12 protein-coding genes are annotated in these 13,946 nt (G+C 65.1%); 3 read left to right on the top strand and 9 right to left on the bottom strand.

Going from position 1 to position 13,946, the window contains the following annotated elements; translation table 11 throughout:
* Positions 1-44 precede the first annotated feature (44 nt).
* A complete protein-coding gene (locus tag WHZ77_RS07655) occupies positions 45-701 on the bottom strand; it encodes a glutathione S-transferase family protein (protein ID WP_375313118.1) in 657 nt (218 codons plus the stop codon).
* Positions 702-870: 169 nt separating this feature from the next.
* On the opposite strand from WHZ77_RS07655, the gene WHZ77_RS07650 reads away from it, so the two are divergent.
* Positions 871-2,094: a polyhydroxyalkanoate depolymerase gene (locus WHZ77_RS07650; protein ID WP_375313117.1), complete on the top strand. Its 1,224-nt coding sequence runs from the start codon at positions 871-873 to the stop codon at positions 2,092-2,094.
* A 42-nt stretch (positions 2,095-2,136) separates the two neighbouring features.
* Here the strand turns inward: WHZ77_RS07650 and WHZ77_RS07645 are convergent, their stop codons facing one another.
* From WHZ77_RS07645 to WHZ77_RS07610, 8 genes are all read right to left on the bottom strand, one after another.
* Positions 2,137-2,607, bottom strand: a complete 471-nt coding sequence (locus WHZ77_RS07645) for a PaaI family thioesterase (RefSeq protein ID WP_375313116.1) — start codon at positions 2,605-2,607, stop codon at positions 2,137-2,139.
* Positions 2,608-2,626: 19 nt separating this feature from the next.
* Positions 2,627-3,205, bottom strand: a complete 579-nt coding sequence (locus WHZ77_RS07640) for a bifunctional transcriptional activator/DNA repair enzyme AdaA (RefSeq protein WP_375313115.1) — start codon at positions 3,203-3,205, stop codon at positions 2,627-2,629.
* A 123-nt stretch (positions 3,206-3,328) separates the two neighbouring features.
* On the bottom strand, positions 3,329-5,188 hold the full coding sequence (locus WHZ77_RS07635) for a dipeptide ABC transporter ATP-binding protein (RefSeq protein ID WP_375313114.1): 1,860 nt from the start codon (positions 5,186-5,188) through the stop codon (positions 3,329-3,331).
* A gap of 9 nt (positions 5,189-5,197) precedes the next feature.
* Positions 5,198-6,124 carry a 2-hydroxyacid dehydrogenase gene (locus WHZ77_RS07630; RefSeq protein ID WP_375313113.1) on the bottom strand — a complete coding sequence of 309 codons (927 nt, stop codon included), beginning with the start codon at positions 6,122-6,124 and terminating at the stop codon, positions 5,198-5,200.
* A gap of 7 nt (positions 6,125-6,131) precedes the next feature.
* A complete protein-coding gene (locus tag WHZ77_RS07625; protein ID WP_375313112.1) occupies positions 6,132-7,460 on the bottom strand; it encodes an NAD(P)/FAD-dependent oxidoreductase in 1,329 nt (442 codons plus the stop codon).
* 67 nt (positions 7,461-7,527) lie between these two features.
* Positions 7,528-8,403 (bottom strand): ABC transporter permease, encoded by an 876-nt coding sequence (locus tag WHZ77_RS07620; protein ID WP_375313111.1) that lies wholly within the window; start codon positions 8,401-8,403, stop codon positions 7,528-7,530.
* A 3-nt stretch (positions 8,404-8,406) separates the two neighbouring features.
* Entirely contained in the window at positions 8,407-9,357 is a 951-nt protein-coding gene (locus WHZ77_RS07615; RefSeq protein ID WP_375313110.1) for an ABC transporter permease, read from the bottom strand.
* A 27-nt stretch (positions 9,358-9,384) separates the two neighbouring features.
* Entirely contained in the window at positions 9,385-11,073 is a 1,689-nt protein-coding gene (locus WHZ77_RS07610) for a peptide ABC transporter substrate-binding protein (protein ID WP_375313109.1), read from the bottom strand.
* Positions 11,074-11,290: 217 nt separating this feature from the next.
* On the opposite strand from WHZ77_RS07610, the gene WHZ77_RS07605 reads away from it, so the two are divergent.
* Positions 11,291-11,923: a cupin domain-containing protein gene (locus tag WHZ77_RS07605; protein WP_375313108.1), complete on the top strand. Its 633-nt coding sequence runs from the start codon at positions 11,291-11,293 to the stop codon at positions 11,921-11,923.
* A gap of 129 nt (positions 11,924-12,052) precedes the next feature.
* Positions 12,053-13,894, top strand: a complete 1,842-nt coding sequence (locus tag WHZ77_RS07600; protein WP_375313107.1) for an ATP-binding protein — start codon at positions 12,053-12,055, stop codon at positions 13,892-13,894.
* Positions 13,895-13,946: the final 52 nt, after the last annotated feature.

The raw sequence follows: 13,946 nt of genomic DNA, 5'->3' as shown, positions 1-13,946 counted from the left end.
CTTGGGCCCCGCCACGGAAACAGGCAGGGCGGCGCCCGGCCTGCCTAGTATTCGACCTCGAGCTCCTCGATTTCGGCCGGCTCGTCCTTGGCTGCCGCGATCCATTCCTTCATCTCGGGCATCGCCATGATGGTGTCGGCATAGGCGTTCAGCTTTGGCTCGAGCTTGACGTCATAGGTGACGAAGCGCGTCACCACGGGCGCGTACATCGCATCCGCCATGGTGCGCTTTTCGCCGAACAGGAACGGGCCGCCGGACTTCTCCAGGCAATCGCGCCAGATGAACCAGACGCGGTCGATGTCGGCCTGCGCGCGCGACCAGATCTTGAAGCCGGGGAAGTGCCCCTTCAGATTGACCGGCAGCGAGGCGCGCAGCGTGGTGAAGCCGGAATGGATTTCGCCGCAGATCGAGCGGCAATGGGCGCGCTGGACGCGGTCCGCGGGCAACAGCCCGGCATCCGGCATCGCCTCGTTGAGATATTCGCCGATCGCCAGCGTATCCCAGACCGTGGCGCCGTCGTGCCGCAGGCACGGCACCAGGATCGACGAGGACAGCAGCAGGATCTCGGCACGCGCCGACGCGTCGTCCGGCGCGGTCACGATCTCCTCGAAATCGAGCCCGGAAAATTTCGTCAGCAGCCAGCCACGCAGCGACCAGGACGAGTAGTTCTTGCTGCTGATGGTCAGTGTCGCCTTCGCCATATGGCCCTTCCCTCACGCCTGATACTGGCACCCTGCCCGGCTCGCGGCGTGCCCATGCTCTGTGCTTCCCGCGAAAAGAGCAGCAAGCGACGTGCCAGTTTTCCGGGCGATTTGACTCTCGTTTGGCTTCGATATTGCATAGCAGCACGGGACAAACGGGCGCTTCAGAATGATGTCGATGAATTATCAGGCGTTTCAGAACCACATGGATTTGACGGCGCCGTTTCGCGCGGGAGCCTCGTCCGCGCTCAAATTCCTCCGTCTGGTGCCGCAGGGGACGTCGGATCAGGTGGTTGGCCGGCTCTCGGCCGCGCTGGAGATGATCTCGCGCTCCGCCCTCACCTATCACCGCCCGGCCTACGGCATCGACAGCGTCATGGTCGGCAACCGCGAAGTCGCGGTCACCGAAGAGATCGCCTACGCCACACCGTTCGGTTCGCTGCTGCATTTCAAGAAGGAAGGCGTCGGCGAGCAGCCGCGCATGCTGCTGGTGGCGCCGATGTCCGGCCATTTCGCGACGTTGCTGCGCGGCACCGCGAAGACGCTGCTGCAGGACCACGACGTCTACATCACCGACTGGCACAATCCGCGCGACATCCCCCGCAGCGAGGGCCGCTTCGGGCTCGAAGACTACACCGAGCACCTGATCGACTTCCTCGGCCAGCTCGGCCCCCGCCCGCACATGGTCGCGATCTGCCAGCCGTCGGTCTCGGCGCTCGCGGCCGCCGCGATCATGTGCGAGAGCAATCATCCCTCGCGCCCGGCGACGCTGACGCTGATGGCGGGCCCGATCGACACCCGCATCCAGCCGACCAGGGTCAACCAGTTCGCCAAGAGCAGGCCGATCGACTGGTTCGAGAAGAACCTGATCAACTATGTGCCGGTGCAGTGCCGCGGCGCGTTCCGGAAGGTCTATCCCGGCTTCGTGCAGCTCACCGCGTTCGTCTCGATGAATCTCGAGCGCCACATCAAGCAGCACATGGATCTCGCCAACCATCTCGCCAAGGGCGAGAAAGAGAAGGCGGCGACCATCAAGACGTTCTACGACGAATATTTCGCGGTGATGGACCTGCCGGCCGAGTTCTACATCGAGACCGTGCGCGACGTGTTCCAGGAGCATTTGCTGCCGCAGGGCAAGCTGATGCATCGCGGTCGTCCCGTGGACACCAAGGCCGTCGGCCGCATGGGCCTGATGACGGTGGAAGGTGAGAAGGACGACATCTGCTCGATCGGCCAGACGCTCGCGGCACAGGACCTCTGTACCGGCGTGCGCGCCTATCGCCGCGTCCACCACATGCAGGCCGGCGTCGGCCACTACGGCGTTTTTTCCGGCAAGCGCTGGAATAACGAAATCTATCCGCTGCTGCGGGACTTCGTTCACGTCAATTCGTGAGGGCGAGCCGATCACCTCTCCCGGCACGCGATGACGAGCGCTTCAGCGTGGGAAAATGAGGCACGTGGTCGTGCCATGCGCGAGCAGTCGCCCATTGCCATCAACGACCCGCCCTTCGGCAGTGCCGATACGGCGACCGCAGTTCAGGACCTTGCCTTCAGCCCTTATTTGACCGGTTTCCGGGGTAATCGGTCGCACCAGCGAAATCTTGAACTCGAGCGTCGTCTGGCCGGTGCCCCTGTCGAGCATTGATTGAACGGCTAGCCCCATGCAGCTATCCAGCAGCGTCGCCGTCAGCCCGCCATGCACAGTACCCGCTGGATTGAGATGGGCGTCGGTCGGCGTCAGAGTGACGACAACACGGCCGCTTTCCACCTCGGCGACGTCGTAGCCCAGCGTCTGCGCGATTGTGTTGAGAGGGAGTGCGCCGGTCGCAAGCCCGCGAACAAATTCCAGTCCGCTCAATTGCTTCTGCTGCTCTGCACTCACCGTTCCAAAAGTCTTGACGACCATCGCGTTCTCTCCACTTCGTTCAGCTGGTTCGAGTCTTCGACGATACCGGCTTCCGGATGGCCGATGGCGGCCGGCCATAGAGTCGCGTGAACGCGGCGTTCAGCCGCCTTGCGCTCGAAAAGCCGGCACGCTCGGCTACGAGTCGTATCGGAAGATCCGTGCCATCAAGAAGACGCTTCGCGCGCCGCACCCGAAGAGAGAGTGCGACCTGCAGCGGCGATGCATCGAGGTACTCGGCAAAGAGGCGCGACAGGTGACGTGATCCGACCCCAAGGCGCCGCGTAAGTAGGTCGATATTACCCCGATCAAGCGCTCCACCCTCGATGAGAGTGAGCGCACGCTCGACAGTCGTCTTGGTCCCCTTCCAGGCTGGGCAGAAGGGAGCCGTTTCCGGACGGCATCTGAGACACGGTCTAAAGCCGGCACGTTCTGCCGCGGCTGCGCTCCGATAGAATGAGACATTGCGAGCCAACGGTGTTCGCGCCCGACATACCGGACGACAGTATACGCCGGTCGTCTTGACTGCGACGAAAATTATTCCGTCCCAGGCTGGATCGCGGCGTCTGAAGGCCTCGTATTGAGCAGCGAAGTCGAGCATGGCACGACTATAACGACGGCGGCCTCGCAAGGCGACTTCGATGCGAAGATCACGTCCGAAAACGACACTTCACCCGATGATCGCTGGGTTAAACCAAGGCGCTCTGCCCGCGCCTCAGCCCGACTACCCCTCGCCCCAGACCTGCACGACATGGCCGGGCGAGACTTCGCGATATTGCCGGACCGGCGGCTGATAGTCCGGTGCGCGCACCGGGCTTCTGATCTCGTCGTTCGCGACCCCGCGCTTGGTGGCGCGGCGTGACGGATCAGGCACCGGCACGGCGGCCATCAGCTTCTTCGTGTAAGGATGCTGCGGATTGCCGAACACGGCCGCGCGCGGGCCGGTCTCGACGATCTCGCCGAGATACATCACCGCGACGCGATGGCTCATGCGCTCGACCACCGCGATGTCGTGGGAGATGAAGAGATAGGCGAGGCCCATGCTGGCCTGAAGGTCGAGCATGAGATTGACGACCTGCGCCTTGACCGAGACGTCGAGCGCGGAGACCGCTTCGTCCGCGACGATGAGCTTCGGACCGAGCGCGAGCGCCCGCGCGATGCAGATGCGCTGGCGCTGGCCGCCGGAGAATTCGTGCGGGAAGCGCGCGGCCATGTCGGCGGTGAGACCCACACGCACGAGCAGGTCGGCGACCTTGTCGCGCGCCTGCGACGCCGTGGCGAGCCCGTTGGCGAGCAAGGGCGCGGCGATCGCCGTCCCCACCGACATGCGTGGATTGAGGCTCGCGAACGGATCCTGGAACACGATCTGCATCTGCTTGCGATAATCGCGCAAGGTGCGACCGGTCATGGCGAGCACATCCTGGCCGTCGATCAGAACCGTTCCGCTGTCCGGTTCGATCAGCTTGAGGATGGAGCGGCCCGTGGTCGACTTGCCGCAGCCGGATTCTCCGACCAGCGCCAGCGTCTCGCCTGCGCGCAAGGTGAAGGAGATGTTCTCGACCGCGTGCACCCGGCCCGAGACCTTTCCGAACAATCCCGAGCGGATCGGGAAGCGCGTGGTGAGATTGGCAACTTCGAGCAGCGGCCGTTCGGCGATCGAGACCGTATCCGGTGTCTCGGTCGGCTCGTCCGACGTCCCTGTCACCTTGTCGACGATCGGAAACCGCATCGGCCGCGAATGTCCGCCCATCGAGCCTAGCCGCGGCACGGCCGCGAGCAGCGAACGCGTGTAGGGATGCGAGGGCGACGCGAAGATGCGCGAGGTCGCGTCGGTCTCTACCGCCTGCCCGCCATACATCACCACGGTGCGATCGGCGATCTCGGCGACCACGCCCATGTCGTGGGTGATGAAGAGGATCGACATCCCTTCCTCCTGCTGGAGCTCTTTCAGCAGTTCCAGGATCTGGGCCTGGATGGTGACGTCGAGCGCCGTGGTCGGCTCGTCCGCGATCAGGAGCTTGGGCTTGCAGGCCAGCGCCATCGCGATCATCACGCGCTGGCGCATGCCGCCGGAGAAGCGGTGCGGATGCTCGTGAAAGCGCGACTTCGCCGCGGGGATGCGGACACGATCGAGCAGACGAATGGTCTCCGCCTCCGCCGCTGCCCGCGACAGGCCCCGATGCTGGATCAGCGCTTCGGCGATCTGGAAGCCGATGGTGAGCACCGGATTGAGGCTCGTCATCGGCTCCTGGAAGATCATGGCGACGTCGTTGCCGCGAATGTCCGTCATATCAGCTTCGGGCAGCGATAGCAGATCGCGGCCGGTGAGCGTGACGCGCCCCTCGATCCGGCCGCTCTCCTTCGGCACGAGCCGCATGATCGAGAGCGCGGTGACGCTCTTGCCCGAGCCGGACTCGCCGACGATGGCGACGGTTTCGCGGGGCGCGATGTCGAACGACACGTTGCGGACGACCGGAATCCATTGCCGCTCGCGCATGAAGGAAGTCGTGAGGCCCGCGACCGACAGCACGGGCGCCTGCGCCTCGGCGGCGACCTGATCAGGAGCGTTTGCGCCGATGCTCATGCGAGAGTCCTAATAGCCGCGATTACGATCGACGCGCCCGGGCAGATCTTCGCCGCGGCGGTGGCGTGCGATGACGTCGAGCACGTAGTCGACGGCCGTGTCCGGCGTCGTCATGCTGGCGTTGTGCGGCGTCAGCAGGATGCGCGGATGGCTCCAGAACGGATGGCCCGCGGGCAGCGGCTCGGGATCGGTGACGTCGAGGATGGCACCGGACAGCGCGCCGCTGTCGAGAGCCGCGAGGAAATCGGCTTCGACCAGATGCGGGCCGCGCCCGACATTAACCAGCGAAGCGCCGCGCGGCAGGCGCGCGAACAGATCGGCGTTGAGGATGCCGCGCGTTTCGTCGGTCAGCGGCAACAGGCAGACCAGGATGTCCGCCTGCGCTATGAATTCCGGCAAGGCGTCCGCGCCCGCATAGCAAGTGACGCCCTTGATCTCGCGTGGCGAACGGTTCCAGCCGAGCAGCGGAAAGTCGAACGCCTTGAGGCGTTCGAGCGCGGCCTGGCCGAGCTGGCCGAGCCCCATCACACCAACGCGCCGCCGCTTCGCCGGCTTGATCCGGATCTCGCGCCAGACCTGCTCCTTCTGCTGGGCCATGAAGTGCAGCAGATCGCGATGCAGGGCGAGCACGGACATGGTGACGTATTCCACCATGGTCTCGGCAATGCCCGGCTCCAGCATGCGCACGAGCGGAATGTGCGTCGGAACTTTCGTGGCATCGAACTGATCGACGCCGGCGCCAACCGAGAAGACCAGTTCGAGATTAGGAAAGGTCGTCGCGATGTCATCAGGCGGCACCCACGCCACGAGATAACGGATTTCGGCGGGATCGCCGATGTCGGGCCAGAGCCGGAACGGCAGGTCAGGCGCACGCTCGGCGAAGAAGGTCGCCCACTCCGCGCCGCGAACCATGTTGGCCTTGTAGAGAACCGACATACCGCCCTCAGAACGGGCTGACCGGCGCGAGCCGGCGGCCGTCGATCATGCGCTTGTGGCTATAAGGCTCGGGATCGACCAGCGGCGTGGAGCCGGTGACGATGTCGGCGGCGAGCTTGCCGGCGGCGGGACCGATGCCGAAACCATGGCCGGAGAAGCCGGTCGCCAGGAAGAAGCCGGGCAAGGCGTCGACCGGCGAGATCACCGGAATGGTGTCGGGCGTGCAGTCGATGGTGCCGCCCCACGCTTCGGCGATCTCGATGTCCTTCAATTCAGGGTTCGCCTTGATCAGCGCGGCCAGCGCTGAATTGACCAGCGACATGTCGGGGGCGGGATCGCGCACGCGCTCGGTCTCGAACGGTGACGGTTTGTCGAGGCTCCAGCTGGTGCCGCGGACGATCTGGTCGAAGAACGACTTGCCGAACGACATCTTCAATCCGTTGCGGCGATGCAGATAGGTCGGCCAGAACGTCCGTGCATAGCGAAACAGATCGGGCGACAGCTCGACGGTGCCGCGGTTGCGCAGCGCCAGCGTAAAACCACCATCGAGGCGGCGGCGGATGCAGTAGAAATCGGTGCCGAGCGCACCCGAGGTGATCTCCGGTCCCGGCGTGGTCCGGCACGCGGTGGCATTGACGAGACCGATCGGCAACTCGATGCCATGACGCCGGCAGAACAGCGACGACCATGCACCGCCCGACAGCAGCACGGATTGGGTGCGAATGGTGCCCTTCTCGGTAACGACGGCGCTGACGCGCCCGCCTGATGTCTCCAGCCCGCGCGCGGCGCAGCCCTGGTGGATGGTGACACCGTGTTTTCGCGCGGCGGTCGCGAGCGCGGGCACGGCCATCGACGGCTCGGCGCGACCGTCGCTCGGCGTATGCAGGCCGCCGACCCATTTGTCGGTATTGCCAGGCATGCGCTCGGCGACCTCCGCCGGCGTCAGGACGGTGGAATGAACCTGCTCCTCGCGCGCCATCGCCGCCCAGCGCTCCCAGCTCGCGAGCTCGTCCTTGCTCTTGGTCAGGAACAGCACGCCGGTACGGCGGAAGCCGGCATCGACACCGGCGTCGTTCTGCATGTCCTCCCACAGCCGCAGCGCCTCGCGCGCCAGCGGAATTTCCTCGCGCGCGCGCCCCTGCTGGCGGCACCAGCCCCAGTTGCGGCTGGACTGCTCGCCGCCGACATGGCCCTTCTCGATCAGCGCGACGGACTGGCCCTTCTTCGCCAGATGATAGGCCGCGGAGACACCGATCACGCCGCCGCCGATGACGACGACATCCACCTGCGCCGGCAGGCGTTCATCGCTGTTTATACGGTTGAGCGGCGGGGACATGAGACACTCCTTAACGTCAGTCTGGACTTCAGTTCGATCGAGTTCTGGCTCGTCATAAGTTTGCAGATCATGGGATGTTCATGCGCGGATCGAGCGCGTCGCGCAGGCCGTCGCCGAGGAAATTGAAACTCGTCACCGCGAGCGTGATGGCGAGGCCCGGCGCGATTGCGAGCCACGGTGCGCTGGTGAGATAGATCTGGGCGTTGTTGAGCATATTGCCCCAACTCGCAGCCGGCGGCTGGATGCCGTAGCCGAGATAGCTGACATAGGATTCGAGCAGGATCGCTTTCGCCACGTTCAGTGTGGCCGCGACCACGATCGGCGCAATTGCGTTCGGCACGAGCTCGCGGAACATGATGCGCAGGTTCGACGAGCCGAAGGCAAGTGCGGCGACCGCGAATTCGCGCTCGCGCAGCGAGCGGACCTGGGCTTCGACGACGCGCGCAACCGCCATCCAGGCGGTCGCCGCGATCAGCACGGTCGTGGTGACGAGGCCGGGCTCGGTGAGCGCCGCCAGCGCGAGCAGCAGAAAGATCGTCGGGAAACACAATACGGCATCGACCAGACGCATCAGGACCGCGCCGACCACGCCGCCATAGAAGCCGGCGAAGGCGCCGACGGCGATGCCCACCGCCATCGCGATCACCATCGCGACGATGCCGATCGAGAGCGACATGCGCCCGCCCATCATCAGCCGCGCCAGCACGTCGCGGCCAAGCTCGTCCGTGCCGAGGATATGCGCGCCCGACAGCGGCGGCGCGAACCGCTTCATGATGTCGATATAGGTGTCGTCGAACGGCAGCAGATAGGGGCCGAGCGCCGAGCCGAGGATAAGCACCAGAATGATCACCGCCCCGGCGAGCGCGAGCCGATGCCGGCAGAATCGCCGCCAGGCGGCCTGGCCGGGCGCGGGCGGAACGGTGGAGAGGGCCGCAGTGGTCATCGCCTAGCCCACCCGGATGCGCGGATCGACGACAGCATAGAGGATGTCGGCGAGCAGCGAGCCGATCAGCACCATCGTCGCCGAGAACATCAGGATGCCCATCACCACGGGATAGTCGCGATACCCGATGGAATCGAGGAACAGGCGGCCCATGCCGGGCCAGGTGAACACGGTTTCGGCAACCAGCGCGCCGCCGAGCAGCGTCGGAAACTGCAGGCCGGCCACCGTGATCATCGGCAGCAGCGCGTTGCGCAGCGCATGCACGGTGAGGATGCGCCATTCCGGCATGCCCTTGGCACGCGCGGTACGGATGTAATCCTGGTTGATCACCTCGAGCATCGAGGAGCGCATGAAGCGGCCCCACATCGCGGTCTCGACCAGCGCCAGCACCAGCGCCGGCGCGATCAGATGATGCAAGAGGTCGAGGAAGGAGCCGTCGCCGACGGTCTCGCGGTTGCCGGCCGGCAGCCAGCCGAGCTTGACGGAGAACACGTAGATGGTGACAAGGCCGAACCAGAAGGTCGGAATCGAGAGCGCAACCATGGCACCGACGGTGGCGAGCGTGTCGAACAGCGAATAGCGCCGCAGCGCGCCCAGCACGCCGATCCAGCAACCGAGCAGGACAGCGACGATGGTCGCCGTCGCCATCAGCTCCAGCGTGGCGCCGAGATGCGAGGAGATCACCGTCAGCACCGCCTCGCCGTCGCGGTACGACTTGCCCCAGTCGCCCTTCAGCATGCGGCCGAACCAGTCGAGATACTGGATCGGCAGCGGGCGATCGAGACCGAGCTGCTTCGTAACGCGGTCCAGATCCTCCTGCGTCATCTGCGCCGAGGCCGCGAATTGCGACAGCGGGCCGCCCGGCGCCAGATGCAGGATGGCGAAGCCGATCGCGGAGACGATCACAAGCAGCATGATCGCCTGTGCCAGGCGATTGGCGACGTAACGGGCCATCTCAGGCGATCCAGCGTGCCCGAGACATCAGGCCCAGTACCATTCGCGGATGTTCCAGCAGTTGCTGGAGGTGTTGATGTTGGGACGGAAGCCTTGCAGCCCTTCCTTGACGCCCTCGGCGATGAAGCCCTGGAACAGCGGCAGGATCGCAAGGTCGTTGCGGATCAGCTTCTGGAGATCGCCATAGATGGTCTTGCGCTGCGCGATGTCGAACTGCCTGGCGCCTTCGGCCAGCAGGCGATCGGCCTCGGGGCTCTTGTACTGATAGGTGTTGTAGCCGCGGCCGCCCTTGGCGGGAATCGCGCCGGAGCCGAAGCGCGGCGTCACGTCGGGATCGCTGCCCAGCATGAAGTTCACACCCACGATCACCGAGTTGAACTTCGATTGCTGCCAAAAGTCGCCCCAGATCACGGCGGCGGGCATGTTGTTGACGCGCATCGCCGCGCCAATCGCGCGCCAGTCCTGCATCAGGAGCTGCTGGGTCTGCTCGCGCACCGCATTGCCTGACGTGGTCGAGTTGGTGAATTCGAGCTTGACGCCGCCCTTCTCGCGCACGCCGCCGGAGCCGCGCGTCCATCCGGCTGCATCGAGCAGCGCGTTGGCCTTGGCCGGATCGTATTTGTGCTGCGGCAGTCCCTGCTGGAACGACCACGCCTGCTGCGGCACGAAGCTTTCAGTCTGCGTCGGCAGGCCGTAGTTCAGCGCATCGATGATCGCCTGCTTGTTGATGGCAAGATACAGCGCCTCGCGCACCGTGCGGTCGGCGAAGGGACCAAACTCCAAATTGGGCGCGATGTGTTCGACCGATGACGTCGCAGAGACGAAGATCTTGCGGCCCTTCAGCGTCTTCGCCTCCTGCACGAAGTTCGGCAGGATGCCCTGAAGGCCGGTGTAGTCGACCTGCCCGGTGCGGAACTGGGTATAGAGGACGGTGAGATCCGGAATGTATTTGAAGACCACGCGTTCGACGTAAGGTCCCTTGCCGTGATAGCCGGCATGGGCGTTCAACTGAATGTGGTCGCCGGGAACGCGCTCGCCCCAGCGGAACGGCCCGGTGCCGACAGGCGCATTGTGGAACGGCGAGGCATTCGGATCCGACAGCTTCTCCAGGATGTGCTTGGGCACGATGAAGGTCAGCGACAGGATCGACATGTAGGGCGAATAAGGCGCTTCCATCCGCCAGTGGATCTCGTCCGCCGCGACGACCTTGATGTCTTTGACGAGGTTATGGCCGACGCGATTGCGGACGCGGAAATCGGGATTGTTGATCAGCTCGAGCGAGAACTTGACGTCCTCGGCCGTGAACGGCGTGCCGTCGTGCCACTTCACGTCGCTGCGCAGCTTGATCTTCCAGGTCAGGCCGTCGGCCGACAGGCCGCCATTCTCAACGGTCGGGACTTCGCGGGCGAGGTCAGGAACGAACTTGCCGTCGGGCTCGATGAACCAGAGCGGCGAGAACACCTGCCACCAGATGCCCTGGTCGACCTCGATGCCGGGCATCAGAGGATGAAAGACGGTCGGCTCCTGTGACAGCGCGGCAATCACCTGCCCGCGCGGCTTGTCCGGCGGATTTGAGGGACGCTCGGTCTGCGCGAACGCGTTGCCTGAAAGGCTCCATCCTGCCGCGGCGCCGGCGCCGAGCTGGAAGAATTGTCGGCGATTCGGAATGCCGAGATGCAGTGCTCCAACGCCGAACCTGCCGGTGTCGTCTGCCATGACCACTCTCCGTTTTCGCACGCGGCACCGTCTCCCGCGCCCCGAAACCCCGGCAAAGGGACAGGAGTGGGCTTTAGTGCTTCTAAATTTTTCCATCAAAAGTTCATCACGACTAAATACAGCTGTCAATCACATTGCTAGGATGCGCGACGTTTTCACTCCGACTGAAGCCCCGACCGACACGGTCCGGGGCTGCGGCAATGCATGGGAGAGCGACATGGATGGTCGCGGCGATACCAACCGTCCGAAGGACGCCCCGACGATCGAGGCCGACGATGCGGTCGATCAGCGCCTCGGCGAGACCGTGCGGCTGCTTCGCCAGCGCGCCGGCCTTTCGATCCAGGACGTCGCCACCAAGACCGGCCTCTCCAACGGCATGATCAGCCAGCTCGAACGTGCACGCGCCATGCCATCGATCCGCACGCTGCGCCTGCTCAGCATCGCGCTCGAGGTGCCGATCTCCTACTTCTTCGAAACCAGCGATCCCGCCGATTTGCAGCGCTACATCGTGCGCAAGAACAGCCGGCGCCTGCTGCGGCTCACCGCCAGCGGCGTTGTCAAGGAGGCGCTGACGCCGGAAGGCGAAGGCCAGCTCGAACTGTACGAGCTCACGCTCAATCCCGGCGCCTCCTCCGGCACGGATTTTTTACAGCACACCGGCGAGAAGGCCGGCTACATCCTGTCCGGCAGCCTGCGGCTGTGGCTCGACAACCAGGCCCATCTGCTGGAAGCGGGCGACAGTTTTCGTTTTCCGAGCATCGTGCCGCACATGTTCGACAATCCGACCCAGCAGCCATCGCGCGTGATCTGGGTGACGACGTTGCGCCAGACCGATTCGCCGGCAGGCTAGCCGCCGCCTTCCTAGAGTACCGCAAATTGACCCTCGACGCAGCCGCGCCGAGTCTGTAGCTCACATCATGCCGGACTCTTCGACAGGGCGGCCGCGGCGATCCGCGGCTGCCGTCTTTGGTGTGAGACCATGAAACTCAGGGGGCTTCTGACACTCGCGATGGCCGCGCAGGTCATCGTGACCGCTGTGGCTCTCCTCGCCTCCTATGCCGTGACCGGCGCCGGCTTCGGCGTGCCTCAGATCATCGCCCTGCTCGCAAGCGGCGCCGTCGCGGTGCTGCTCGCGCGGCTCTGCGCGCGCAAGATCGACACGTCGCAGCAAAAGCAGGCCGCAGCGCAACTTGCCGAGCAGGCGCAGGCCAGCGCGCAAATGACCCAGGCCGTGATCAAGACCGCGCTCGATGCCTTCGTTCAGACCGATGCGAACGGCATCGTCCTGGAGTGGAGCTTTCAGGCCGAGGCCCTGACCGGATGGACGCGGCAGGAGGCGCTCGGCACCGACGCCGTCGACCTGCTCGTCGCCGAGCCGCTCCGCGACGGCTTTCGGCAACGCATGATGCGGCTGCTGCCGGAACTGTCGAATACGCCGATCGGCATCCGCTTCGAAGCAACCCTGCTGCACCGGGAAGGCGACGAGATCCTGATCGAGGCGTCGAGCACCGCGCTTCAGATTGGCGGGCGCACCGTCATCAACAATTTCGTCAAGGACGTCACCCAGAAGCGCGCCGCCGAGGAGCAGTTGATCCAGGCGCAGAAGATGGAGGCGGTCGGGCAACTCACCGGCGGCATCGCGCACGAATTCAACAACATGCTCACCGTGATCACGGGCACGATCGAGATCCTCGCCGACGCCGTGAAGGACAACCCGCCGCTTGCGACCATCACCAAGCTGATCAGCGAGGCCGCAGACCGCGGCGCGGTGCTGACGTCGAGCCTGCTCTCCTTTGCGCGCAAGCAGGCGCTGCAGCCGGCCGAGATCGACGTCAACGACCTGCTCGAGGAGCTGGCAAAGCTGCTGCTGGCGACCTTCGACAAGAAGATCGAGATCGTGACCAGGCTCGACGGCAATATCTGGCTGGCCTACGCCGACCGCGGCCAATTGAGCTCGGCCCTGCTCAACCTTGCGATCAACGCCCGCGATGCGATGCTGGACGGCGGCAGGCTGACGCTGACGACGCGCAACATCGTGTTCGGCGTGCGCGAGGCCGTCGCGGTCGGTGCCGGCTATGCCGGCGACTATGTCGAGATCGAGATCGCCGACACCGGCACCGGCATTCCGCAGGCGATCCTCGAGCGGATCTTCGATCCGTTCTTTTCGACCAAGGACGTCGGCAAGGGCACCGGTCTCGGCCTCAGCATGGTGTTCGGTTTCGTCAAGCAGTCCGGCGGCGGCATCAAGGTCAACTCCGCAGAAGGCAGCGGCACGACATTCACGATCTATTTGCCGAAGGCCGAGACCAGCACGCTCCGCCCGGCCGGTTACGACGAGCGCAAGGTCGTGGGCGGAACGGAAACCATCCTCTGCGTCGAGGACGATCGCGACGTCCGCCAGTTCGTCACTGTCCAGCTCGAAAGCCTCGGCTACAAGGTCATCCCCGCCGCCAACGCGGCCGAGGCGCTTGCCATCGCGGGCGCAGGCACGCCGTTCGACCTGCTCTTTACCGATATCGTGATGGCCGGCGCCTTGAATGGACGGGAGCTCGCCGACGAGATGGTGGCCAAGCGCCCCTCCTTGAGAGTCTTGTTCACGTCCGGCTATGCCCACGACGCCCCGCATGGACCGGGACATACCACCATGGGCGCGCCGCTGCTGCCAAAGCCTTACCGCAAGGCGGAGCTCGCGCGCATGCTGCGCCGCTCTCTCGACACCGCCGTCGATGCCGCCGGCGATCCGATCCCGACGCCCTATTCGGTGCAGGCCGATGTGCAAGGCTTCTTGCGCAAGCACGCCTCCGATCGCGACCGGCGTTGACGGGCATCTGCCGGATGGACTCCGCCGCTCCGCTGGGCAAAACTCCACGCCA

This window comes from Bradyrhizobium sp. A5, assembly GCF_042076515.1.
Classification (GTDB): Bacteria; Pseudomonadota; Alphaproteobacteria; order Rhizobiales; family Xanthobacteraceae; genus Bradyrhizobium; species Bradyrhizobium cosmicum.
This window is presented reverse-complemented; position numbering and strand designations above follow the sequence as displayed.